Raw genomic sequence first — 22,856 nt, 5'->3', positions numbered from 1 at the left:
TTGGGGCATGTTCCGGACCATCCTCCTGGCCTACGACGGCTCGGACCACGCCAGAAGGGCGGCGGCGGTGGCGAGGGCGGAGGCGGAGGCCCACGGGGCCCGCCTGGTGGTGGTCCACGCCTACGAGCCCGTCCCCGACTACCTGGGGGAGCCTTTCTTTGAGGAGGCTCTGAAGCGTCGCCTGGAGCGGGCGGAGGCGGTTTTGGCCGAGGCCCGGGCCCTGACCGGGGTAGGGGAGGAAGGGGCCCGCCTCCTGGAGGGCCGCCCGGCGGAGGCCATCCTCGAGGCCGCCCTTGGGGAGAAGGCCGACCTCATCGTCATGGGCACCCGGGGCCTTGGGACCCTGGGGAGCCTCTTCCTGGGCAGCCAGAGCCAGAAGGTGGTGGCCGAGGCCCCCTGCCCGGTCCTACTGGTGCGCTGAGGCCCCCTCCCAAGGGCCCTCCCGCACCTAAGAGGGAGCCTTGAGCGGGGACCAGGCCCTCATCCTCCTCCTCCTCGCTGCCGCCCTGGCCCTTTTCCTCTGGGGCCGCTGGCGGCACGACCTGGTGGCCCTGGCTGTCCTTCTGGCCGCGGTCCTCCTCGGCCTGGTGCCCGCGGAGGGGGCCTTTACCGGCTTCGCCCACCCGGCGGTGGTCACCGTGGCCGCCCTCCTGATCCTGAGCCGAGCCCTGCAAACCTCGGGGGCCTTGGAGCCCTTGCTGCGCTGGGTGCTTTCCCTGAAGGGCGGGCCTTTCCCCAGCCTGCTGGCCCTCACGGGCCTGGGGGCTTTCCTCTCCGCCTTCATGAACAACGTGGGGGCCCTGGTCCTCCTGATGCCTGCCGCGGTGCAGCTCGCGGGGCGGCTGGGCCTGGCCCCGGGCCAGGTCCTCATGCCCCTGGCCTTCGGCACCATCCTGGGGGGGATGACCACCCTGATCGGCACGCCCCCTAACCTCGTCGTCTCCGGCTTCCGCGAAGGGGGGTTTGGCCTGTTCGCCTTCACCCCCGTGGGGCTTGCCGTGGCCCTGGCGGGGCTGCTCTTCCTCTCCCTCTTGGGGTGGCGCCTGGTGCCCCCCCGCAAGCCCGCGGGCCTGGAAGGTTTCCGCACCGGGGCCTACTTTACCGAGGCCCGGGTGGGCAAGGGCAAGGCCCTGGGGCTCACCCCGGGGCAGCTGGAGGATGCCCTGGGGGAGGCGGAGGTCCAGGTCCTGGGCCTGGTCCGGGAGAGGGTCCGCCTGCGGGCATCCCCCTTCCGGCAGGCCCTACGGGAGGGAGATATCCTCCTCCTGGCGGCCAGGCCGGAGGCCTTGGGGGAAGTCCTCGCCGCCTGGGGGCTGGAGCTGGCGGAGTCCTCCCCTGCCGAGGAGAAGGAGGCTGGAGGCCGCCAGGGGGTGTCCAGGGCTCAGGAGGGCCCGGAGTCCCGCCCGGAGGAGGAGGTGCTGGCGGAGCTGGTGGTCCTCCCCGGCTCCCCCCTGGTGGGCCGCTCCGTGCGGGAGATCCGCCTCAGGGGCCGCTACGGGGTGAACCTCCTCGCTGTCTCCCGCCAGGAGGCCTCCGCCTTCGGACGCCTGGCCTCCCTGCCCCTGCGCACCGGGGACCTCCTCCTGGTGCAGGGGTCTCTGGAGGCGGTCTCGGAGTTCGCCGAGGACTACGGGTGCGTGCCCCTGGCCGAGCGGAGGCTGGCCCTTCCCGACCGCCGGAGGGCCCTGGCCGCCGGGCTCGCCCTGGCGGGCGCCGTGCTGGCGGTCGCCCTGGGCCTCCTGCCCCCCGCCATCGCCTTCACCCTAGGGGCCCTGGCAGCGGTGGCCCTGCGGGCCCTGCCCTTGCGGGAGGTGTACGCGGCGGTGGACTGGCCGGTGGTGGTCCTCCTGGGGGCCCTGATCCCCGTGGCCCAGGCGGTGGAGGCCACCGGGGCCGGGGAGCTTCTGGCCCGCTCCCTCCTCCACCTGCTCCAGGATCATCCCTTCCTCAGCCTGGCCCTGATCCTCGTCCTGAGCATGCTCCTCTCCGACCTGATGAGCAACGCCGCCACCGCCTTGGTGATGAGCCCCCTGGCCCTGGAGACCGCCAGGGCCCTGGGGGCCAGTGCCGATCCCTTCCTCATGGCCGTGGCCGTGGGGGCCTCCTGCGCCTTCCTCACCCCCATCGGTCACCAGAACAACGCCCTGATCCTGGGGCCCGGGGGCTTCCGCTTCGGCGACTACTGGCGGCTCGGCCTTCCCCTGGAGGCCCTGGTGGTGGGGGTGGCTCTCCTCCTCCTAACCCGGGTCTGGCCCCTTTGACACCACCGTGTCAGGCCGCCCCGGCCCCCGCCCTTAGGGCGCCCCTGGTTTTGCTCCTGAGGGCTTCTGCAAGGGGTTCGCCAGGCTGGGGACGGAGCGGGTATAAGGCCCTTTCGGGCAGGCCGTATACTGGTGAGGAGAAGGGCTCGGGCCCTTTTCCCTTTGCCAAGGAGGCTTCGGGTGGCCGGTGTGCTCCTTTTCGCCTACCTTTCCGGGGTTCTGGCGGTGCGCCTGGGCCTGCCCGCCTTTTTGGGGTACCTGGCGGTGGGGGCGGCCCTGGGGCTTGGGGGTTTTTCCGGGGACCGCCTCCTGGACCTGTTCGCTGACCTTGGGGTCTACCTCCTCCTTTTCACCGTGGGCCTGGGCCTCAGGCTGGAGCGCCTGGTGCGGAGGGAGGTGCTGGGAACAGGGGTTTTCCAGCTCCTCCTCCTTCCTCCTTTCCTGCTCCTCCTCTACCTCCTGGGCCTGGCCCAAAACCCCTTGGCCCTCCTGGTCCTGGCCGTGGCCCTGGTCAACCCCAGCACGGTGCTCCTGGCCCGGGTGCTCCAGGGCAAGGGGGAGCTTTCCGCCCTCCACGGCCAGATCGCCTTGGGGGTTTCCGTCTTTTTGGACGTGGCCTCCCTGGCCTTGCTCATCCTGGTGGGGTTCCAGGGGGTGGGGCCCTTGGGCTTTTTGGTCCTCCTCTTTCCCCTCCTGAGGCCCTTTTTGGTGCACCTTTTCGCCTGGGCGCAAGGAGCAGAGCTCAAGCTCCTTTTGGGCGTGGCCCTGGCCCTCCTGGGAGCTGAGGCCGCCCGCCTCCTGGGGGCCCCCGAGGCCCTGGGGGCCCTCTTCATGGGCCTCGGCCTCGCCCGCCACCCCGGGGCAGGGGAGGTGGCCGAGAGGCTTTGGGCCTTGCGGGAGGTCTTCCTCCTGGCCTTCTTCGTGAAGGCGGGGATGGCGGTGGGGCCGGACGGGTTTTTCGCCGGGCTCCTCCTCCTTCTCTTTCTCCTCCTCAAGCCCCTCTTCCTCTTTCTCCCCCTGGTGCGCCAGGGCTTCCGCGCCCGCACCGCCTTTTTGGTTGGGGTGGGTCTCGCCACCTACTCCGAGTTCGCCCTGGTGGCCGCGGGGGTCCTCCAGGCCCTGGGGTACATGACGGAGCAAGGGGTGGGGGCGGTGGCCCTGGCGGTGGGGGGTTCCTTCCTCCTCGCCGCCCCCCTGTTGCAGCGGGCCCACCGCCTCTACGAGGCCTGGAAGCCCCGGCTCCACCGCCTGGAGCGCCCCGGCCTCCACCCCGATGAGGAGCCCCAGGGGGCCCTGGGGACCCGGTGGCTGGTGGTGGGGATGGGGCGCACGGGGGCGGCGGCTTACCGCTTTCTGGCGGAGCAGGGGGAGATGGTCTTGGGCCTGGACAGCGACCCCTCCAAGGTGGAGTACCACGCGGCCAAAGGCCGGCGGGTCCTCTACGGGGATGCGGAGGACCCGGCCCTTTGGGAGGGGCTGGACCTCACGGGGGTGCGGGGGGTGATCCTGGCCCTCCCGGACCTCGAGGCCCGCCTCCGGGCCACCCGTGCCCTGAGACAGAAGGGTTTCCGCGGCGTGGTGGGGGCGGTGAGCTACGCCCGGGAGGAGGACACCCCCCTCCTGGAAGCGGGCGTGGACGTGATCTTCCACCCCCTCCTGGAGGCGGGGGAGCGGCTGGCCGAGAGGGTATGGGAAAAGGCCCGGGCCTGGGCCTGAAGGGGTAGACTTTAGGGTATGCGCTACGCAACCCTGGCGGTCCTCAGTGGCCTTCCCCAGGACCCCCACGGGGCTTTGGGCCTCCCCATCTACGCGGTGGCCGCCTACGGCTTCGCCACCTTAGAGGAGGGGGCAGAGCGCTTCGCCACCGGGGAGGGCTACGTTTACGCGAGGCAGAAGGACCCCACGGCCAAGGCCCTGGAGGAACGGCTCAAGGCCCTGGAAGGGGCCATGGAGGCCGTGGCTTTGGCCAGCGGCCAGGCGGCCACCTTCGCCGCTCTCCTCGCCCTCCTGCGCCCGGGGGACGAGGTGGTGGCGGCCAAAGGGCTTTTCGGCCAGACCCTGGGGCTTTTCGGGCAGGTGCTGGCCCCCTTGGGCGTAGGGGTGCGCTACGTGGAGCCCGAGCCCGACCGGGTACGGGAAGTCCTCACGGAGAGGACCCGGGCCATCTTCGTGGAGACCGTGGCCAACCCTGCCCTGGTGGTGGCGGACCTGGAGGGCCTGGCCTCCTTAGCGGAAGAGAGGGGCATCGCCCTGGTCGTGGACAACACCTTTGGCGCTGCTGGTGCCCTAGCCAAGCCCTTCCAGTGGGGGGGCCACGTGGTGGTGCAAAGCCTCACCAAGTGGGCCTCGGGCCACGGCTCGGTCCTGGGAGGGGCGGTCTTGGTGCGGGAGAGCGCCATCTGGCGGAACTACCCCCAGTTCCTGGAGAGGGACGCCCGGGGCCAGGTGCCCTGGGAGGCTCTGGGGCCCCGCTGCTACCCGGAAAGGGTGCGCACCCTGGGGCTTTCCCTCCTGGGCATGAGCCTTTCCCCCTTCCACGCCTACCTGCTCTTCCAAGGCCTGGAGACCGTGGCCCTCCGGGTTGAGCGCATGAGCGAGACGGCGCTTCGTCTGGCCGAGGCCTTGCGGGACCATCCTAAGGTGCAGCGCCTCCGCTACCCCGGCCTGCCCCAGGACCCCGCCTACCCCCTGGCCCGCAAGTACCTGGCCTCGGGGGGGCCGGTGCTCGCCCTGGACCTGGGAAGCCAGGAGGCGGCGGGCCGCTTCCTCCGGGCCATCCCCTTGCCCAAGGCCGCCAACCTGGGGGACGCCCGCACCCTCCTGGTCCACCCCTGGACCACCACCCACAGCCGCCTGCCGGAGGAGGGGAGGCTGCAGGCGGGGGTGACCCCGGGCCTGGTGCGGGTTTCCGTGGGCCTCGAGGATCCTGAAGATCTGCTGGCCTGGTTCCAGGAGGGGCTGGCGGCGGTTTGAGTGGGGAGAATGGGCACAAATCTAGGGCATCGTGAATATTAGCACATAAAGCTGCCCCCCCCGGGCTACGGCCCGCTTGGCCACCGAACCCGTCCCACCTGCCCCCAGCGGGGGTCTTGGGTTTCCTTTGGCCGGGGCCCCACGCGGACAGGGCCCCTGCGGGGAGGTATCAGACCACCCAAAGTCCCCGGCGCATGAGGGGCACCCGGGTGCCATCCTCCAGGAGGCCGTCCACATCCACCGCCTCCGAGCCGATCATCCAGTCGATATGCACCAGGCTCTCGTTGCCCCCCCGCCGCCTGAGCTCCTCCCCGGTGGGACGCCCCTCCAGGTTCTCCGCGTAGGCCTGGCCGAAGGCGATGTGGCTGGCGGCGTTCTCGTCGAAGAGGGTGTCGAAGAAGACCAAGCCGGTTTTGGCGATGGGGTTGTCCGCAGCCACCAGGGCCACCTCCCCCAGGCGCCTCGCCCCCTCGTCGGTGGCGAGGACCTTGAGGAGGACCTCCTCGCCCTTCTCCGCTCCCACCGCCACCGCGTACCCCCCCTCAAACCGGGCCCAGAGGCCCTCCACCAGCTGCCCCCCCAGGGCCAGGGGGCGGCTTGCCCGCACCACCCCCTCCACCCGCTCCCGGTGGGGGGCGGTGAAGACCTCCTCCGTGGGCAGGTTGGGGTTGCAGAGGCGGCCCTTCTGGGTGGGGGTGGCCCCGCCCTGCCAGAGGTGGCCCTCCGCCAGGCCCACGATCAGGTCGGTGCCCGGTCCTTGAAAGTGGAGGGCCTGGAAGCGCCGCTCGTTCAAGTAGGCCACCTTTTGGTGGAGGTTGCGGTTGTGGGCCTCCCAGGCGGCCACGGGGTCAGGGGCGTCCACCCGGGTGGCCTGGAAGATGGCCTGCCAGAGCCTGGCTATCCCCTCCCCCTCCGGGAGGCTGGGGAAGACCGCCCGGGCCCAGCCCGGGTGGGCGAAGGGGACGATGGTCCAGTTGGTGACGAACTGGCTTATGGCCTCCAGGGCGGGCTTGTAGGCCCGGCTCTGCGCCTGCTGGGCCCGGCCGATGCGCTCAGGGGGCAGGCCCTCCAGGGCCTTGGGGTCGTTGCCGGAAACCGCCAGGCGGGCCGCTCCTCCTTCCCGGAAGGCCTTGGCCATCCCCTCGTAGAGCCAGGCCGGGGCCCGGTCCAGCCCCTCCTCCGGGGCCAGGGCGAGGCGCTGGCGGGAGAGGACGTTGTCCCCGTAGAGCACGGTGAAGAGGCTCGCCCCCTGGGCGTAGGCCTTTTCCGCCAGGAGGCGCACGAAGTCCACCGCCTCAATGGGGGCGGTGGCGATGACCTCCTGTCCCTTTTCCAGATTTAATCCCACGCGGACGGCCAGCTCGGCCAGCTTCTCCAGGTTCTCCTGAAAGGCGTTCACGCCCCAAGTCTTCGCCAGGAGGCCGGGAGCGTCAAGGCCTGGGGCAGCTCCTGGGCCTGCCGAAGAGGAGCACCAACCCGGAAAGGAGCAGGAGGGGAGCCCGGTACCCCTCCCACAGGAGGGCTGCCGCCAGGAGGAGAAGGGCCAGGGGGTAGCGCACCCAGCTGGGCATGCCCCCATGCTAAGGGTCCCTAGGGCCCTCGGGGCTTCCCGGGGAGGGGACGGGGCAGGGACATTCCTCACCGCCTCCCCGGTCTATGGTGGGGAAGAGGTGGAGCCTATGCGTCCCATCACCGTGGACGGCAACGAGGCGGTGGCCCGGGTGGCCTACCGCCTCTCCGAGGTGGTCGCCATCTACCCCATAACCCCCAGTAGCCCCATGGCGGAACTGGCCGACGAGTGGGCGGCCAGGGGGGAGCCCAACCTCTTCGGACTGGTGCCCAAGGTGGTGGAGATGCAGTCCGAGGGGGGAGCGGCGGGGGCCCTGCACGGGGCCCTCCAGGAAGGCGTTCTGGCCACCACCTTCACCGCGAGCCAAGGCCTTCTCCTCATGATCCCCGACATGTACAAGATCGCCGGCCAGGCCCTGCCGGGGGTGATCCACGTGGCCGCCCGGGCCCTGGCCACCCACGCGCTTTCCATCTTCGGGGACCACCAGGATCTCTACGCGGTGAGGCCCACGGGGTGGGGCATCCTGGTTTCGGACTCCGTGCAGGCGGCCCAGGACCTGGCGGCCGTCGCCCACGCCGCCGCCTTGCAGGCCAGCCTCCCCATTCTCCACGCCATGGACGGGTTCCGCACCTCCCACGAGGTGCAGAAGATCACCCCCCTTGCCGACCGGGAGCTAAAGGCCCTCTTTCCCTTTGGGGCCCTGGAGGCCTTCCGCCGGCGGGCCCTCACCCCCGAGGCCCCCGTGGTCCGGGGCACGGCGCAAAACCCCGACCACTACTTCCAAAACCGGGAGGCCATCAACCCCCACTACCTCCGCCTGCCCCAGGTGGTGGCGGAAACCATGGCCCGCTTTGCGGGGATCACGGGGCGGCGCTACCTCCCCTACGAGTACCTCGGCCACCCGGAGGCGGAGCGGGTGGTGGTGGTCATGGGCTCGGCCTCCTGGGCGGTGGCGGAGGCGGTGGAGCACCTCCTCCGGCGGGGCGAGCGGGTGGGGATGGTGCGGGTGAGGCTCTACCGGCCCTTCCACGTGGAGGGTTTCCTCGCCGCCATTCCCAAGACGGTCCGCAGGGTGGCGGTTCTGGACCGGGGCAAGGAACCGGGGGCGGTGGGGGAGCCCCTCTTCCAGGAGGTGGCGGCGGCCTTCGCCCTCCGGGGCGGGGAGGTGCCCGTTCTGGTGGGCGGGCGCTACGGGCTTTCCTCCAAGGAGTTCACCCCGGCCATGGCCCTGGGGGTCTACGAGGAGCTTAAGAAGGACCGGCCCCGCCACGGCTTCACCGTGGGCATCCTGGACGACGTCACGGGCACGAGCCTCCCCTACCCGGAGGTGGACTTTGAGGACCCGGCCTCGGTGCGGGCGGTCTTCTTCGCCCTGGGGGCGGACGGCACCGTGAGCGCCAACAAGAACACCATCAAGATCATCGGCGAGGAAACCCCGCTTTACGCCCAGGGCTACTTCGTCTACGACTCCAAGAAGTCGGGCTCCCGCACGGTGAGCCACCTGCGCTTTGGTCCCAACCCCCTCCAGAAGCCCTACCTCATCCGGCGGGCCAACTTCGTGGGCATCCACCAGTGGGGCTTCCTGGAGCGCCTCCCCATGCTGGGGGTGGCGGAGGAGGGGGCCACGGTCCTCCTCAACAGCCCCTACCCCAAGGAGGAGGTCTGGGACCGCCTGCCAAGGCCCGTGCAGGAGGAGATTCTCAGGAAGGGGCTCAAGGTCTACGTGGTGAACGCCTACGGGCTGGCCCGCCAGGTGGGGCTTCCCGGGCGCATCAACACCATCATGCAGGCGGCCTTCTTCAAGCTCTCCGGGGTTTTGCCTGAGGAGGAGGCCAAGGCCCGCGTCAAGAAGGGCATCGAGAAGAGCTACGGCAAGCGGGGGCGGTCGGTGCTGGAAAGGAACTTCCAGGCGGTGGAGCTGGGCTTCCAAAGGGTGGAACCCCTGCCCATCCCCGGGAGGGTCAGCTCGGAAGGGGAGCTGGTGCCCCCCATGGTGGACCATCCCCCCGCCTTTGTGCGGGAGGTGCTGGGGCCCATCGCCCTGGGCCTGGGGGACGCCCTCCCGGTTTCCGCCTTTCCCCCGGATGGAACCTACCCCACGGGGACGGCCAGGTACGAGAAGCGGGGCATCGCGGAGTTCGTGCCCACCTGGGACCCCCAGGTGTGCGTGCAGTGCGGCAAGTGCGTCCTGGTCTGCCCCCATGCGGTGATCCGGGCCAAGGTGGTGCCCGAGGAGGCCCTGGCGGGGGCTCCGGAGGGCTTCCCCCACCGCAAGGCCATGTGGAAGGAGCTTTCCGGGGAGTTTACCCTGGCCATCAGCCCGGAGGACTGCACGGGGTGCTCCCTCTGCGTGGAGGCCTGCCCGGCCAAGGACAAGCGGAACCCCAGCCGCAAGGCGCTGAACCTGGCCCCCCGCCTCGAGGTCCGGGAGGCCATGGGCCGCCACTGGGACTTCTTCCTCTCCCTGCCGGAAACGCCCAGGGCGGGCCTGAAGCTACATGCGGTGAAGGACGTCCAGCTCCTGGAGCCCCTCTTCGAGTTCCCGGGGGCCTGCGCGGGCTGCGGGGAAACCCCTTACCTCAGGCTCCTCTCCCAGCTCTTCGGCGACCGCCTCATCGTGGCCAACGCCACCGGGTGCAGCTCCATCTACGGGGGGAACCTGCCCACCACCCCCTGGAGCAGGAACCGGGAGGGCCGGGGCCCCGCCTGGGCCAACTCCCTCTTCGAGGACAACGCCGAGTTCGGCCTGGGGATGCGCCTGGCCCTGGACAAGAAGGCGGAGTACGCCAGGAGGCTTTTGCCCGAGTTCCGGGAGGCCCTGGGGGATGGGCTTCTGGGGAGGCTCCTCGAGCCCGTGGGGCCCGAGGGGGTGGAGGTGCGGCGCAAGGACGTGGCCCTCCTGAGGGAAAAGCTCAAGGACCTGGCGGATCCCAGGGCCAGGGACCTCCTGGCGGTGGCGGACGCCCTCATCCCCCACTCGGTCTGGATCGTGGGCGGGGACGGCTGGGCCTACGACATCGGCTACGGGGGCCTGGACCACGTCCTGGCCAGCGGGGCCAACGTGAAGGTCCTGGTCCTGGACACCGAGGTCTACTCCAACACCGGCGGCCAGGCTTCCAAGGCCACGGGGCTCGGGGCGGTGGCCAAGTTCGCCATGGCGGGCAAGCCCACGCCCAAGAAGGACCTGGCCTTCATGGCCATGAGCTACGGGCACGTGTACGTGGCCCAGATCGCCATGGGGGCCAACGACGCCCACACCCTGCGGGCCTTCCTCGAGGCCGAGGCCCATAGGGGCCCTGCCCTCCTCATCGCCTACAGCCACTGCATCGCCCACGGCATCGACATGGCCAGGGGCCTGGACCACCAGAGGCTGGCGGAGCGCACCGGCTACTGGCCCCTCTTCCGCTACCTCCCGGGCCAGGGCCTTTTCCTGGACTCCAAGCCCCCGACCCTGCCCCTGAAGGAGTACCTCTACGCGGAGAACCGCTACCGCCTTCTCCTCCAGACCCACCCCGAGGAGGCGGAGGCCTTCCTGCGGAGGGCGGAGGAGGCGGTGCGGGCCAGGTGGGAGAGGCTTTCCCGCATGGCGGCCAAGGAGGCCCTGGCGGGCTGAGGAGGGAGTATGGACCTGAGGACCACGTACCTGGGCTTGGCCTTGGAGCACCCTCTGGTGGCTTCGGCCTCGCCCCTCACGGAGCGGCTGGACGGGTTCCTGCGCCTGGAAGACGGCGGGGCGGCGGCCATCGTCATGCACTCCCTCTTCGAGGAGCAGGTGACCCTGGAGGAGGAGATGCTGGACCACTACCTCCACTACGGCCACGAGAGCTACGCGGAGGCCCTCTCCTACTTCCCCAAGGCCCACGAGTACCGCCTCACCCCGGAGCGGCACCTGGACCTCCTCGCCCGGGCCAAGGAGCGGGTGGCCGTGCCCATCATCGCCAGCATCAATGGGGTGAGCCGGGGGGGCTGGGTGGAGTACGCCCGGCTCCTGGAGGAGGCGGGGGCCGACGCCATCGAGCTCAACCTCTACTACATCCCCACCGACCCCGCCCTTTCCGGGGCGGAGGTGGAGGGCATGTACCTGGACACCATCCGCGCGGTGGTGGAGGCGGTGCGGGTGCCGGTGGCGGTGAAGGTGGGCCACGCCTTCACCGCCTTCGCCCACTTCGCCAAGGGGGTGGAGGGCACCGGGGCCCGGGCCCTGGTCCTCTTCAACCGCTTCTACCAGCCGGACTTCGACCTGGAGACCCTCTCCGTGGTGCCCACCCTGACCCTTTCCCGCCCCTACGAGGCCCTGTTGCGCCTCCACTGGGTCGCCCTCCTCTACGGGCGGGTGAACCTGGAGCTGGCCCTCACGGGAGGGGTCCATTCCGGCAAGGAGGCGGCCAAGGCCCTTTTGGCCGGGGCCCAGGTGGCGATGATGACCTCCGCCCTCCTGGAGCGGGGTCCCGACCACTTCCGCCGGGTCCTAGCGGAGCTCAAGGCCTTCATGGAGGCGAAGGAGTACGCCAGCGTGGGGGAGATGCGGGGGGCCATGAGCTACCAGAGGGTGGCGGAACCCGCCGCCCTGGAAAGGGCCAACTACCTCAGGGTTCTGGGCTCGTACCGCCTGCTTCCCTGAGGGCGTAGAGGCCTTTCCCCAGGGCCACTACCGGGCTCAGGTGCCAGCGGGCCAAGGCGGCGAGGCGGATCTTGGCGATCTTCTCCGGCTCCCGCACCCCCGCCCAAAGCCCCATCTCCTTGAGGCGCCGGCCCACCTCGGCGTAGTGGAGGGGACGGCCCTCCTCCCTCAGGAGCCGCACCACCGCCTTGCGGAACCGATCCGGGCGGGGCATCCTCGCCTGGAGTATACAGTGGGGGCATGAGGAACCAGGAGCTGGCCCGCCTCATGGAGGAGATCGGGCTCATGAGCGAGTTCCTGGGGGACAACCCCTTCCGGGTGCGGGCCTACGGGCAGGCGGCCCGCACCCTTTACGACCTGGACGCGCCCATCGAGGAGATCGCCAAGAAGGGCAAGGAGGCCCTGCTGGCTCTCCCCGGTATCGGCCCCGACCTGGCGGAGAAGGTGCTGGAGTACCTGAACACGGGGAGGATCCGCAAGCACCAGGAGCTGGCCGCCCGGGTGCCTCGAGGGGTGCTGGCGGTGATGGAGGTGCCCGGGGTGGGGCCCAAGACCGCCCGGCAGCTCTACGACGAGCTGGGCATTGACTCCCTGGAAAAACTAAGGGAAGCCCTGGATAGAGGGGAGCTCCTTCGCCTGAAGGGCTTTGGCCAGAAGAAGGCGGAGCGCATCCGGGAGGGCCTGGCCCTGGTGCAGGTGGCGGGTAAGCGAAGACCCTTGGGGGCGGTGCTTTCCTTGGCCCGGAACCTCCTTGCCGCCATCCGGGACCTACCGGGGGTAGGGCGGGCGGCGCTTTGCGGGTCCGCCCGGCGGTATAAGGACACGGTGGGGGACCTGGACTACCTGGTGGCCAGCGAAAGGAGCGAGGAGGTGGTGAGGGCGTTCGTGAAGCTTCCCCAGGTGAAGGAGGTGTACGCCCAGGGCAAGGAGCGGGCCACGGTGTTTTTGAAAAGCGGCCTCCAAGTGGACCTGAGGGTGGTGCCGCCCGAGAGTTGGGGCTCCGGGCTCCAGTACCTCACCGGGAGCAAGGAACACTCCATCCGGCTCCGGGGCCTTGCCCAGGAAAAGGGTTTGAAGCTTTCCGAGTACGGGGTTTTTAGGGGCGAAAAGCGCCTGGCAGGGGAGACGGAGGAAGGGGTTTACGAGGCCCTGGGCCTGCCCTTCATTCCCCCTCCCTTGCGGGAGGACCACGGGGAGATCGAGGCGGCCTTGGAGGGAGGTCTTCCCAGGCTTCTTGAGCTTTCCGAGGTGAAGGGGGACTTGCAGGTCCACTCCACGTACTCCGACGGGCAGAATAGCCTCGAGGAGCTCTGGCAGGCGGCGGGGGCCCTGGGCTACCAGTACCTAGGGGTTACGGACCACTCCCCGGCGGTGCGGGTGGCGGGGGGGCCTTCCCCGGAAGAGGCCCTGAAGCGCATCGCGGCCATCCGCCGCTTCAACGAGGCCCACGGCCCTCCCTACCTCCTGGCGGGGGCGGAGGTGGACATAAGGCCCGACGGCTCCCTGGACTACCCGGACTGGGTCCTGAGGGAGCTGGACCTGGTCCTCGTCTCCATCCACTCCCAGTTCAAGCTCTCCAAGGCCGAGCAGACCCGGCGCATCCTGAAGGCCCTGGAGAACCCCTTCGTCCACGTCCTGGCCCACCCCACCGCCCGGCTCCTCGGCCGCAGGCCCCCCATCGAGGCGGACTGGGAGGCCGTTTTCCAAAAGGCCAAGGAAAAGGGGGTGGCGGTGGAGATCGACGGCTACTACGACCGCATGGACCTCCCCGACGACCTGGCCCGCCTGGCCTACGGGATGGGGCTTTGGATCAGCCTCTCCACCGACGCCCACCAGGTGGACCACCTGCGCCTCATGGAGCTGGCCGTGGGCGCGGCGCAAAGGGCCTGGATCGGCCCCGAAAGGGTGCTGAACCTCCTCCCCTACGAGGACCTCCTGGCTTGGCTCAGAGCCCGGCGAGGGCCTTGGCCCGGAGGAGCACCTCCAGGAACATCCCCCGGGTGAGCCGGCCGGTCTGGGTGTTCTGGCGGGAGACGTGGTAGCTGACGAGGAGGTGCCGCCCATCGGGGAGGAGGTGGTGGGCCCCGTGGGCGAAGGGGTGGGGGCCTTTTTTCAGGCCGAAGTGGTCCAGGAGGGCCTCGAGGGCTACCCTTCCCAGGGCCAGATAGACCCGGGCCTCCCGAAGGAGGCCGAGCTCCGCCCGGGTCCAGGCCCCGCAGGCCAGGAGCTCCTCCCGGGTGGGTCTGTTGGCCGGCGGGGCGCAGCGCACCGCGGCGGTGAGGTAGACCCCAAAGAGCCGGAGGTCGTCCCCGGGTTCGCTCGTGGGCTTGCTGGAAAGCCCCGCCTCGTAAAGAAGGGGGTAGAGGAAGGCCCCGGAGGCGTCCCCGGTGAAGGGGCGGCCCGTGCGGTTGGAGCCGTGGGCCCCAGGGGCCAGACCGAAGAGCACCAGCCGGGCCCGGGGATCCCCAAAGCCGGGGACGGGCCTTGCCCAGTACGCCCAGTCCCGGTAGGCCCGGCGCTTGGTTCGTCCCACCTCCTCCCGCCAGGCCACCAGCCGGGGGCAGAGGCGGCAGGCGGTGAGCTCCTCCCGGAAGCGGACCAGGTCCACGCCCCTAAGGGTAGCAAACCCCCGCCCCAAAGGGGCGGGGGATAGGAGGCCAGGGGCTTCAGTAGGGGGAGTCAAAGGGGCAGGCCTCGGGGCCGGGCTGGACGAAGGTCCGGTTGTTGTTGGCCCAGTCGAAGGCGTCCTTCAGGGCCTCCTGGTAGGCGCGCCAGGGGCTGCCGTCATAGGCGGTGGGGTGGAGGGCGAGCTCCGCGTTCGCCTCGGCCAGGAGGGCATTCACCGTGGCGAAGCCCGCCGCGTTGGCGCTCGTGGTGCCTGGGGCATAGACCAGGGCGTTCCCGTCCACAAACCCCGCCCGCACGTTCAGGTACATGGCCGCCATCTGGGCGGAGAGCATGTAGGCCATGTTGGTGGCGTTGGCCCCGAGGAGCCAGGTGCGGAACTCGCTGTAGCTCCAGGGATCAAAGGGGTTTCCGTCCGCCCGCACCAGGTTCAGGTCGCGAAGCTCCGCCAGGATGGCGTTCATCCCCAGGCCGTTCATGGCGCTCTGGCCGTTGCGGTTGCTCCAGAAACCCAGGGTCCTGCCGCCCCCTGCGCCCAGGCAGACGTTGCCGAAATCGGGGCCGTGGACGTCGGCGGTGCCCACCGTGACCGTGCCCGAGGTGGGGGTCGTGTTGAGCCAGCGGCCCGCGGGCCACCAGCCGGGAGGCGGGGGCACCTCGGTGATGGTGTAGGCTCCGGAGTTCCTGGGCACCAGGAAGCTGTACTGGCCGCTTGCGGAGGTGTAGGTCACGTCGGAGGGCGTGGGGGGCACCTTCTCGATGCGCCAGCCGGGGATGGCGGGCTCACCCGGGTCCCACATGCCGTTGGTGTTGGCGTCGTACCACTTGTAGCCCCAGATGGCCACCTCCGCGGGTTCCTCCCCGCGCATGCGCACCTTGAAGTTGTCGGTCTTGCTCCGGGCGGGGAGGAAGCCGTGGACGCCCTGTCCGGGGGCGTAGTCCGCCACCGGGGTCACCCAGACCTTGTACTCCCCCCCGGGGTTAGGGGTGTCGGCGTAGGGGTAAAGCTGTACGCTGATGGCCCCCGGGCAGCGGCCTGAGCCTGTCAGGCGCGTCCCGCCGTAGGTGGCTCCCGTGTACTCCACGAAGACCCCGCCCTGGACCCGCACCCGGCGGTGGTCGATGGGGTCGGTGGTGAGGAGGGTAGCCCCCGAGGGGTCGGTCACCTGGAAGTAGTACTCCCCGTCCGGCAGGCCGGCGGCGGTGCAGGGGGCGTTGGGAGGCGGGCCACCATTCAGGTAGACGTCCTCCTTGGCGTCGTAGACGTTGCCGTTCACCAGGGAGCCGTCCCCTAAGGTGGTGTAGATGGCCCCGGTGAGGGGGGCGCTGCCTGCCTGCAGACTCGAGCCGCCGGTTCCCAGGGAGCCCATCTGCCCGCCGCAGGCCGCCAGGACCAAGGCCAGGGCGGCCCCAGCCAGGAACCAAAACGCTCTAGTGGACCTCATAAAGACCTCCTTTCACCCTCAGCATGGGGGCAGGGGCGAAGGCAAGCAACGGGCTTTTGGTCTAGGTCTTTTTAAGCAAAAAGTCTTAAGGCTTTTGCACCAGGAGGCCTAGGCCTTTAGCGGGATAGATCAGCTCAGGAAGCGCACGTGGGCCAGCTGGCTCCGCTTCTTCACGCCCAGCTTCTGAAAGATGATGGAGAGGTGGGCCTTCACCGTCTTCACCGAGATGCCGAGTTCCTTGGCGATCTCCTCGTTGCTGAGGCCGAGGGCGGCCAGGGCAGCCACCTCCTTCTCCCGCTGGGTGAGGTGGGGGAGGGGCTCCCCCACCAAGGCGGCCACCACCCGCCTTTCCGCCCAGACCTCCCCCTGGGCCACGGCCTTGAGGGCCCTTTCCAGGACCTCGAGGCCCTGGTCCGGGTAGAGGTAGCCCCTGTACCCCTTCTTCAGGGCTTGGGCCGACTGTTCCCGGGTCTTTAAGAGGACCACCGCGGGGACGGGCGGGGGGGCAGGGACCTCCCGGTCGGCCTCCACCAGGCCCACCTGGGCCAGGAGGGGGTGCTCCACCACCTCGAAGCCCCGGGCCCTCAGGGTTTCCGCCAAGGCTTCCTGCTCGGTGAAGATGGGAAACTGGAGCCAGACCTTCACCATGGCCTGGCCCCAGTTTACCCAAACCTTGGTTTACCCCTAGCGGATGAGGCTGAAATGGGTCTCCGCCAAGGGGATGCCCGCGTAGGACACCGTGGTGCGGTAGCAGCCCAGGCTCCAGCCGGCCTGGGTCTTCAGGTTGAAGACGTACTGGCCGCTGTCGGGGTCGTAGCGCCAGGCGGTGGAGCCGGTGGGGTAGTCGTTGCCCTCGATTGCCTCCCCGCTTGTGGAGTTGCAGCTGCCGGTGTAGCGGAGGACAAGGCGCAGGCCGTCGGCCAGGTCCGTGGCGGGGGTGCCATCGGCGTAGGTGGGCGGGTAGAACTTGTGGGGGATGGTGGAGCCCCGCTTGTGGGCGCTGTAGGGGACCGCCATGCGCAAGGGGGGTAGGAAGCCTGCAGGGTTCACGTTCAGGGTCACGAAGACCTGGAAGCTAGCCTGGCTCTCGTTGGGGGTGGGGGGGGCGGGGCTCACCGGGGCGCGGTAGGTGGCGCTGTCCCTAGCAGTGCAGACCACGGTCTGGGTGGCCCCGATGGGGATGTAGCTCCCCTCCGCAGGGATGCAGGTCATGGTCACGGGCTCCGAAACCCCGTTCGGGTCGCTAGCGGAAATGCCAAGATCCGCAAGGTTTAAGGCCCATCCCTGGATGTTCTGGGCGATCCGGGTCGCGGTGCCGCTGGGCACTCCAGAGAAGATGGGCGGGGTCGAGTCCTCCACGTATACGGGGAAGCTCGCGCTGGCGGAAAGTCCCCCGGAGTCGGTTACGGAGCAGGTCACCGTGGTTTCGCCGATGGGGAAGAGGGTACCGCTTGTTGGGGTGCAGACCACGCTCCCCGTGAGGTCCCCGTCCTCGAGGTCCGTGGCCGTGACCGAGAAGGCCACCTGGGCCCCGGCGGGGCCGGTGGCCTCTGCCAGGACGAAGTTGGGCACGGTGAGGGTAGGGGGCGTGTTGGGGGGAGGGGGGTCGGTGGCAGGGCAGGGGTTGAAGCTCACGTGGACGGTGACCTCGGACTGCCCAGGAGGTGTCTGGAGCCTTCCTGGACCGGAGCTGGGCTGGGGATCCCGAGGCTCCACCGTAAAGGTGCTAGTGCCCGTGGCAGGGGAACCCCCATTCCGCACGGTGAGCATCACCGTTTTGGGCTGGTCGCTGGCGCTTTGGAAGGTGACGGTGGCTTCATCCGACCCCACCCATGCCCCTGCCTCGTGGGCCCAGGTGGTGTAGACCTTGAAGGAGGCGGGGTAGGCCTGCGCAGGCGGTGTCTTGATGGCGTAGCTCACCTGCACCGTGCTGGGGGCCCCGTAGGCGCACCCGTCCACCGCCAGGGGGGTGGTTTGGGAGCCCACCAAGGAGGCCAGCTGGCCCTCGAGGTTCCCCTGGGGCCGGACCGCCACCCCCTTGGCGCTGGGGGCAGGGATCCCTTCCGTCACCACGATCTCCTGCGGCCCTACCTCCCCCTGTGGCCCGGAGCAGGCGGCGAAGAGAAGAAGGGCCAGCCCGCCGATAAGGGCCTTGGCATAGGGTTTCATCTCGGCTTCACCTCCCGTTCATGTCCAGGCTAGGTCCTCCGCCGCCCCAAGAAAACGGCCCAAAGTCCTAGGACTTTGGGCCGACCCCGGCGCCCTCGGGTTTCAGAGGGGGATGTTGTCGTGCTTCTTGAAGGGCCGTTCCTCCTTTTTGTCCCAGAGCATCCGCAGGTGCCGGTAAAGGATGCGCCGGGTGTGGGTGGGGTCGATGACGTCGTCGATGTAGCCCCGGGCCGCCGCCACCCAGGGGTTGTCGAAGGCCCGCTTGTACTCCTCGATTTTCCGGCGGCGGGTTTCCTCGGGGTTGGGGGAGGACTGGATCTCCTTGCGGTAGATGATGTTGGCCGCCCCTTCCGCCCCCATCACCGCCACCGCCGCCGTGGGCCAGGCCAGCACCACGTCCGCCCCCATGTCCTTGGAGTTCATGGCCAGGTAGGCCCCCCCGTAGGCCTTGCGGGCGATGAGGGTGATCTTGGGCACCGTGGCCTCGGCGTAGGCGAAGAGCATCTTGGCCCCGTGGCGGATGATGCCCCCGTGCTCCTGGGCCACCCCGGGCAGAAAGCCCGTCACGTCCACCAGGGTGAGGAGGGGGATGTTGAAGGCGTCCATGGTGCGGATGAAGCGGGCGGCCTTGTCGGAGGCGTTGATGTCCAGGGCCCCGGCCATGAAGCGGGGGTTGTTGGCGATGACCCCCACGGGGTAGCCGCCGAGCCGCCCCAGGCCCACGATGAGGTTCCGGGCGAAGCCCGGCTGGATCTCCAAGAACTCCCCCTCGTCCAGGAGGGTCCGGATCACCTGGTGCATGTTGTAGGGCCTTCGGGCGTCCGGGTGGACGATGTCCAGAAGCTCCGGGGTGGGGCGGTGGGGGTCGTCCCTGGGCTCCCGCACCGGGGGCTTTTCCCGGCTGTTTTGCGGCAGGTAGGAGAGGAGCTTCCTGATGAGGTCCAGGACCTCCCGGTCGTCCTTGCCCTCGAGGTGGGCCACCCCGCTTTTCTCCATGTGCACCTCCGCCCCCCCCAGCTCCTCGAAGCTCACCTCCTCCCGGGTCACGCTCCGGATCACCTCGGGGCCGGTGATGAACATGTAGCTCCCTCCCCGGCTCATGAGCACAAAGTCGGTCATGGCGGGGCTGTAGACCGCACCCCCGGCGCAGGGGCCCAGGATGGCGGAGATCTGCGGCACCACCCCGGAGTAGATGGCGTTGCGGTAGAAGACCTCCCCGTAGCCGGAGAGGCTGTCCACCCCCTCCTGGATGCGGGCCCCGGCGGAATCATTGAGGCCGATGATGGGAGCCCCCACCTTGGCCGCCAGGTCCATGAGGCTTGCGATCTTACGCCCGTGCATCTTCCCCAGGGAGCCTCCTAAGACGGTGAAATCCTGGCTGAAGACGAAGACCAGGCGTCCTCCGATGGTGCCGTAGCCGGTCACCACCCCGTCCGCCGGGGCTTCCATCCCCTCCATGAGCCCGGTTTCCAGGTGTTCGGTGAAGGGCATGAGCTCCACGAAACTGCCCTCGTCCAGGAGGTAGGCGATGCGTTCCCGGGCGGTGAGCTTGCCCTGCTGGTGCTGCTTCCTTATGCGCTCCTCACCCCCACCCAGGAACACCTTTTTGCGCCTTTCCTCCAGCTCGGCGAGGAGTTCGTCCAGGATAAGCCTGGCGTTGTCGGCCATACTGGCCGCATGATACAGTAAAGGGCCGGGCTTGCTTCCAGGAAGGGCCCGGGGAAAGGAGGCACGATGCGACCTTGGATTCCCCTGCTGGCGTTTCTGGTCCTGCTGGTCCTTCTGGGCTGGCTGGGGTACGAAGGGTACAGCCGCCTCCTGGCGGCGGAGGGCCGGGTGGCGGCCCTGGAGGCCAGGCTTGCCGCCCAGGAGGAAGCCCTTAAGGCCCTAGCCGAGCGGGTGGGCCAGCTGGAGGAGGAGGTCTTCCAGGCCCCGGCCCCGCCCCTGGCCCTGCCCGCGCCCCCCGAGGCCTCAGGAGCCCCCGCCTGGCCTTACGCGGTGGGGGTGGTGGCCGCGGCCCTGCTCCTCTACCTCCTCCTCAGGTTCCTCCGCGGGGAGGGGAGGAAGCCCGCTCCCCCACCAGAGGAAACCCAGAGCGCTCCTCCCAAGACCCCGGAGGAGGCCCGCATGGAGGAGGAGGGGGCACCCCCCCCGCCCCCTTCCCGGGACGAACGTCGGGAGGGCTGAACCGCGCCGGGGCAGGGTAGGGCCGCCTAGGGGAAAAGGGGGCGGGGGGGCTTTAGGGGCCCCCCTCGCCCCCCGAACCGCGGCCGGGGGTTTGCCGCCCCGTCGGGCCCGGGTGCGGGCACCGCGGGGGCACCCGGCAAGCCCTCAGTCCTTGAGTCGCTTCACCGCCTGGATCAGGGAGGGCAGCACCTGGTGCACGTCCCCCACGATGCCGTAGTCCGCGTGCTTGAAGATGGGGGCCTCGGGGTCCTTGTTCACCGCCACGATGAACTTGCTCTTGTTCATCCCCGAGAGGTGCTGCACCGCCCCGGAAACCCCTAAGGCGATGTAGAGGGAGGGCTGCACGGTCTTCCCCGTCTGGCCCACCTGCTCGGCGTAAGGGCGCCAGCCCGCGTCCACCACCGCCCGGGTGGCCCCCACGGCCCCGCCCAGGAGGAGGGCCAGCTCCTCCACCTTCTGGAAGGCCTCGGCGCCCCCCAGCCCCCGGCCCCCCGTGACCACCACGTCGGCCTCGGTGAGGGAGACGCCCCGCTTCTCCTCCTGCACCCTCTCCAGCACCTCCAGCGTGGGCACCGGGGGCAGGCTCAGGGCCACCGCCTCGCCCTGCCCCCCCAGGGGCTCCGCCAGGGGGGTGGTGTTGGGCTTCACCGTGAGGACCGCAGGGAGGGCGCTGCGCACCTTCTGGGTCACCCGGTTCAGGTAGGCGTAGCGGGTGGCGTAGACCTGGCCCCCCTCCGCCCAGGAGTCCAGGGTGTCCTCCAATAGCCCCGCCCTCAGGGCGTAGGCTACCCGGCCCAGGTAGGCCCGGCTCTGCCGGGACGAGGGGGCGAGGACCGCCCTGGCCCCGCCCTTGGCCGCCTCCAGCACCCCGGCTGCCCACCGCTCCGCGGTGTAGGGGCCGGGCTCGGCCACGTAAAGGGTTTCCACGTAGCCTCGGGCCTCCTCCACGGGGGCCGGGCCTTCCGCCAGGAGTACCCCCGCCACCCTTGCCCCCAGGGCCTCGGCCAACTTCCGGGCCCGGGTGAGGGCCTCGAGGCTCGCTTTCCTAAGCTTGCTTCCATCATGGTCCAGCACCACCAGGATCATGGGCCACCTCCTAAATGACCTTGGCCTCCTCGCGGAGAAGCCGCACCAGCTCCTCCGCCGCCGCCACCGGATCCTTACCGTCCAGGATCTTCCCCAAACGGGCCTTTTCCTGGATGCTCTCTTCCAGGACCTCCACCTTGGCCGTTCCTTGGAAGGCCACCTTCTTGATCTCCTTCTTCTTGGCCCTCATGATGCCGGGCAGGGTGGGGTAGCGGGGCTCGTTCAGGCCCTGCTGGGTGGTGAAGACCGCAGGGAGGGGCACCCGCACCCACTCCGCTCCCTCGTCCAGGTCGTGCTTGGCCCGGGCGGTCTCCCCCTCCAGCTCCAGGGCGGTGGTCCAGGCCACCACCGGCACCCCCAGGGCCTCAGCCAGGGCCGCCCCCAGGGCCTGGCTGTCCCAGTCCGCCTGCTGCCCTCCGGTGAGGACCAGGGTGGGGACCTCCTCCTTCAGGACCGGGGCCAGGGCCTCGGCCACGGCCACGGGGTCGGCGTAGCCCTCGTGGACCACGTGCACCCCCCGGTCCATGCCCATGGCCAAAGCGGTGCGGATGGCCTCCTCGGTGCGCTCGGGGCCGAAGCCCACCACAATGGCCTCCCCCCCATGCTTTTCCTTGAGGCGCAGGGCCTCTTCCACCGCGTACTCGTCCATCTGGTCCAGGATCAGGGTGGCCCCCGAGAGGTCCACCCGTCCCCCCTGGACCTTGAGCCTGCTCTCCCCGTCGGGTACCTGCCGGATGACCGCCACGAACTTCATCCTTAGCCTCCCTTCACTCCGCCAGGAGGTGCCTGGCGATGACGAGCCTCTGGATCTCGTTGGTGCCCTCGTAGATCTGGTTGAGCTTCACGTCCCTTAGGAGCTTCTCCACGGGGAACTCCCGCACGTACCCGTACCCCCCATGGATCTGGATGGCCTGGTTGGCGGCCTCGAAGGCCACCTCCGAGGCGTAGGCTTTGGCGATGGCGCTGGCGTGGGCGTGGGGAAGGCCCTGGTCCGCCAGCCAGGCGGCGTAGTAGGTGTAGATGCGGGCGGTTTCCAAGCCGATCATCATGTCCGCCAGCTTGAACTGGATGGCCTGGAAATTGGCGATGGGCTGTCCGAAAGCTTCCCGCTCCTTGGCGTACTTCCTGGCCTCGTCTAGGGCCCGCCGGGCCACCCCCACGCTGCCCGCGGCCACGGGGATGCGGGTCTTGTTGAGGGTCTGCATGGCGATCTTGAAGCCCTCCCCCTCCTCCCCCAGGCGGTTTTCCACGGGCACCCTCACGTCCTCAAACACCAGCTCGTAGGTGCCGGAGGCCCTCTGGCCCATCTTGCCGTGGATCTTCACCGCCTTCATGCCTGGGGTCCCCCGTTCCACCACCAGGGCCACCACCCCCTTGTGGCGGAGCTCGGGGTTCAGGGTGGCGAAGACCACGGTCCACTCCGCCTCGCCCCCGTTGCTGATCCACATCTTGGTGCCGTTCAGGAGGTAGTGGTCCCCCTGGCGCACCGCCCGGGTTCTGAGGGCGGCGGCGTCGGAGCCGTTGCCGGGCTCGCTGAGGGCGAAGGCCGCCAGGGCGGGCTTTTGCGTGAGGGGCCTCAGGAAGCGCTCCTTCTGCGCCTCCGTGCCCGCCAGGAGCACCGGGGTGATGCCCAGGTCGCTGGCCATGGGGATGGTGTAGATGCCCATGCAGGCATAGGCCAGCTCCTCGCCCACGAGGACCTCGTCCAGCATCTTGAGGCCCATGCCCCCGTACGCCTCGGGGATGATGGCGTTCAGGAGGCCCACCTCGTGGAGCTTCTCTATAACGGGCCAGGGGACTTCCTCCTTGGCGTCGTACTCCGCGGCCACGGGCAAGATGACCTCCCGGGCAAAGCGCCGGGCCAGGGCCTGGAGCTGCCGCTGCTCCTCCGTGAGGCTGAAGTCTATGGGCATGGCTTT

19 protein-coding genes are annotated in these 22,856 nt (G+C 69.7%); 8 read left to right on the top strand and 11 right to left on the bottom strand.

Annotated elements, in window-relative coordinates:
- Positions 1-7: 7 nt before the first annotated feature.
- The 4 genes from ETP66_RS04145 to ETP66_RS04130 all read left to right on the top strand — a co-directional run bounded on the left by ETP66_RS04145 (position 8) and on the right by ETP66_RS04130 (position 5,234).
- A complete protein-coding gene (locus ETP66_RS04145) occupies positions 8-421 on the top strand; it encodes a universal stress protein (RefSeq protein ID WP_130840914.1) in 414 nt (137 codons plus the stop codon).
- Positions 422-461: 40 nt separating this feature from the next.
- On the top strand, positions 462-2,261 hold the full coding sequence (locus ETP66_RS04140) for an SLC13 family permease (RefSeq protein WP_130840912.1): 1,800 nt from the start codon (positions 462-464) through the stop codon (positions 2,259-2,261).
- Positions 2,262-2,441: 180 nt separating this feature from the next.
- Positions 2,442-3,977: a cation:proton antiporter family protein gene (locus tag ETP66_RS04135; protein ID WP_130840910.1), complete on the top strand. Its 1,536-nt coding sequence runs from the start codon at positions 2,442-2,444 to the stop codon at positions 3,975-3,977.
- An 18-nt stretch (positions 3,978-3,995) separates the two neighbouring features.
- A complete protein-coding gene (locus tag ETP66_RS04130; protein ID WP_130840908.1) occupies positions 3,996-5,234 on the top strand; it encodes an aminotransferase class I/II-fold pyridoxal phosphate-dependent enzyme in 1,239 nt (412 codons plus the stop codon).
- A 169-nt stretch (positions 5,235-5,403) separates the two neighbouring features.
- Here the strand turns inward: ETP66_RS04130 and ETP66_RS04125 are convergent, their stop codons facing one another.
- Together ETP66_RS04125 and ETP66_RS11985 are read right to left on the bottom strand one after the other, a co-directional pair.
- Positions 5,404-6,633 (bottom strand): aminopeptidase, encoded by a 1,230-nt coding sequence (locus tag ETP66_RS04125; RefSeq protein WP_130840907.1) that lies wholly within the window; start codon positions 6,631-6,633, stop codon positions 5,404-5,406.
- Positions 6,634-6,664: 31 nt separating this feature from the next.
- Positions 6,665-6,805: a hypothetical protein gene (locus ETP66_RS11985; RefSeq protein WP_201738466.1), complete on the bottom strand. Its 141-nt coding sequence runs from the start codon at positions 6,803-6,805 to the stop codon at positions 6,665-6,667.
- 108 nt (positions 6,806-6,913) lie between these two features.
- Here ETP66_RS11985 and nifJ point away from each other — a divergent pair, with 108 nt between their 5' ends.
- The gene (nifJ, locus tag ETP66_RS04120) at positions 6,914-10,417 is read left to right on the top strand and encodes a pyruvate:ferredoxin (flavodoxin) oxidoreductase (RefSeq protein WP_130840905.1); all 3,504 of its coding nucleotides are present in this window, start codon (positions 6,914-6,916) and stop codon (positions 10,415-10,417) included.
- A 9-nt stretch (positions 10,418-10,426) separates the two neighbouring features.
- The gene (locus tag ETP66_RS04115) at positions 10,427-11,425 is read left to right on the top strand and encodes a dihydroorotate dehydrogenase-like protein (RefSeq protein ID WP_130840903.1); all 999 of its coding nucleotides are present in this window, start codon (positions 10,427-10,429) and stop codon (positions 11,423-11,425) included.
- On the opposite strand, the gene ETP66_RS04110 is transcribed toward ETP66_RS04115, so the two are convergent.
- Positions 11,391-11,639 carry a hypothetical protein gene (locus ETP66_RS04110; protein WP_130840901.1) on the bottom strand — a complete coding sequence of 83 codons (249 nt, stop codon included), beginning with the start codon at positions 11,637-11,639 and terminating at the stop codon, positions 11,391-11,393. The two genes, ETP66_RS04115 and ETP66_RS04110, sit on opposite strands and share 35 nt — an antisense overlap.
- 26 nt (positions 11,640-11,665) lie before the next feature.
- On the opposite strand from ETP66_RS04110, the gene polX reads away from it, so the two are divergent.
- A complete protein-coding gene (polX, locus tag ETP66_RS04105) occupies positions 11,666-13,429 on the top strand; it encodes a DNA polymerase/3'-5' exonuclease PolX (protein WP_130840899.1) in 1,764 nt (587 codons plus the stop codon).
- Here the strand turns inward: polX and ETP66_RS04100 are convergent.
- From ETP66_RS04100 to ETP66_RS04080, 5 genes are all read right to left on the bottom strand, one after another.
- Positions 13,371-14,033, bottom strand: a complete 663-nt coding sequence (locus ETP66_RS04100) for a uracil-DNA glycosylase (protein WP_130840897.1) — start codon at positions 14,031-14,033, stop codon at positions 13,371-13,373. The two genes, polX and ETP66_RS04100, sit on opposite strands and share 59 nt — an antisense overlap.
- A 58-nt stretch (positions 14,034-14,091) precedes the next feature.
- The gene (locus tag ETP66_RS04095; RefSeq protein ID WP_201738465.1) at positions 14,092-15,495 is read right to left on the bottom strand and encodes a hypothetical protein; all 1,404 of its coding nucleotides are present in this window, start codon (positions 15,493-15,495) and stop codon (positions 14,092-14,094) included.
- 129 nt (positions 15,496-15,624) lie between these two features.
- A complete protein-coding gene (locus ETP66_RS12485) occupies positions 15,625-16,143 on the bottom strand; it encodes a helix-turn-helix transcriptional regulator (RefSeq protein WP_130840895.1) in 519 nt (172 codons plus the stop codon).
- A 36-nt stretch (positions 16,144-16,179) separates the two neighbouring features.
- Positions 16,180-17,664 (bottom strand): PxKF domain-containing protein, encoded by a 1,485-nt coding sequence (locus tag ETP66_RS04085; protein ID WP_130840893.1) that lies wholly within the window; start codon positions 17,662-17,664, stop codon positions 16,180-16,182.
- 102 nt (positions 17,665-17,766) lie between these two features.
- Entirely contained in the window at positions 17,767-19,332 is a 1,566-nt protein-coding gene (locus ETP66_RS04080) for an acyl-CoA carboxylase subunit beta (protein WP_130840891.1), read from the bottom strand.
- A gap of 66 nt (positions 19,333-19,398) precedes the next feature.
- Between ETP66_RS04080 and ETP66_RS04075 the strand changes: the two genes are divergently transcribed.
- On the top strand, positions 19,399-19,851 hold the full coding sequence (locus tag ETP66_RS04075; protein ID WP_130840889.1) for a hypothetical protein: 453 nt from the start codon (positions 19,399-19,401) through the stop codon (positions 19,849-19,851).
- 144 nt (positions 19,852-19,995) lie between these two features.
- On the opposite strand, the gene ETP66_RS04070 is transcribed toward ETP66_RS04075, so the two are convergent.
- Genes ETP66_RS04070 through ETP66_RS04060 form a run of 3 tightly spaced genes read right to left on the bottom strand, consistent with a single transcriptional unit; the run spans position 19,996 to position 22,850 of the window.
- Positions 19,996-20,937, bottom strand: coding sequence for an electron transfer flavoprotein subunit alpha/FixB family protein (locus tag ETP66_RS04070; protein ID WP_130840885.1), 942 nt, complete (start codon positions 20,935-20,937; stop codon positions 19,996-19,998).
- Positions 20,938-20,947: 10 nt separating this feature from the next.
- Positions 20,948-21,691, bottom strand: coding sequence for an electron transfer flavoprotein subunit beta/FixA family protein (locus tag ETP66_RS04065; RefSeq protein WP_130840883.1), 744 nt, complete (start codon positions 21,689-21,691; stop codon positions 20,948-20,950).
- Between the two features lie 13 nt (positions 21,692-21,704).
- Entirely contained in the window at positions 21,705-22,850 is a 1,146-nt protein-coding gene (locus ETP66_RS04060) for an acyl-CoA dehydrogenase family protein (RefSeq protein ID WP_130840881.1), read from the bottom strand.
- Between the last annotated feature and the right edge of the window lie 6 nt (positions 22,851-22,856).

It is taken from the genome of Thermus thermamylovorans (assembly GCF_004307015.1).
In the GTDB taxonomy this organism is placed as follows: Bacteria; Deinococcota; Deinococci; order Deinococcales; family Thermaceae; genus Thermus; species Thermus thermamylovorans.
The sequence above is the reverse complement of the archived record's forward strand: the minus strand, read 5'-3'. Positions and strand labels throughout refer to the sequence as shown.

What these genes read in the sequence shown, in the direction of transcription:
- ETP66_RS04075 (WP_130840889.1), top strand. Translation starts at nt 19,399, where the DNA reads ATGCGACCTTGGATTCCCCTGCTGGCGTTTCTGGTCCTGCTGGTCCTT.
- ETP66_RS04085 (WP_130840893.1), bottom strand. Translation starts at nt 17,664, where the DNA reads ATGAAACCCTATGCCAAGGCCCTTATCGGCGGGCTGGCCCTTCTTCTC.
- ETP66_RS04070 (WP_130840885.1), bottom strand. Translation starts at nt 20,937, where the DNA reads ATGATCCTGGTGGTGCTGGACCATGATGGAAGCAAGCTTAGGAAAGCG.
- ETP66_RS04145 (WP_130840914.1), top strand. Translation starts at nt 8, where the DNA reads ATGTTCCGGACCATCCTCCTGGCCTACGACGGCTCGGACCACGCCAGA.
- polX (WP_130840899.1), top strand. Translation starts at nt 11,666, where the DNA reads ATGAGGAACCAGGAGCTGGCCCGCCTCATGGAGGAGATCGGGCTCATG.
- ETP66_RS04130 (WP_130840908.1), top strand. Translation starts at nt 3,996, where the DNA reads ATGCGCTACGCAACCCTGGCGGTCCTCAGTGGCCTTCCCCAGGACCCC.
- ETP66_RS04065 (WP_130840883.1), bottom strand. Translation starts at nt 21,691, where the DNA reads ATGAAGTTCGTGGCGGTCATCCGGCAGGTACCCGACGGGGAGAGCAGG.
- nifJ (WP_130840905.1), top strand. Translation starts at nt 6,914, where the DNA reads ATGCGTCCCATCACCGTGGACGGCAACGAGGCGGTGGCCCGGGTGGCC.
- ETP66_RS11985 (WP_201738466.1), bottom strand. Translation starts at nt 6,805, where the DNA reads ATGCCCAGCTGGGTGCGCTACCCCCTGGCCCTTCTCCTCCTGGCGGCA.
- ETP66_RS04095 (WP_201738465.1), bottom strand. Translation starts at nt 15,495, where the DNA reads ATGAGGTCCACTAGAGCGTTTTGGTTCCTGGCTGGGGCCGCCCTGGCC.
- ETP66_RS04110 (WP_130840901.1), bottom strand. Translation starts at nt 11,639, where the DNA reads ATGCCCCGCCCGGATCGGTTCCGCAAGGCGGTGGTGCGGCTCCTGAGG.
- ETP66_RS04115 (WP_130840903.1), top strand. Translation starts at nt 10,427, where the DNA reads ATGGACCTGAGGACCACGTACCTGGGCTTGGCCTTGGAGCACCCTCTG.
- ETP66_RS04060 (WP_130840881.1), bottom strand. Translation starts at nt 22,850, where the DNA reads ATGCCCATAGACTTCAGCCTCACGGAGGAGCAGCGGCAGCTCCAGGCC.
- ETP66_RS12485 (WP_130840895.1), bottom strand. Translation starts at nt 16,143, where the DNA reads ATGGTGAAGGTCTGGCTCCAGTTTCCCATCTTCACCGAGCAGGAAGCC.
- ETP66_RS04080 (WP_130840891.1), bottom strand. Translation starts at nt 19,332, where the DNA reads ATGGCCGACAACGCCAGGCTTATCCTGGACGAACTCCTCGCCGAGCTG.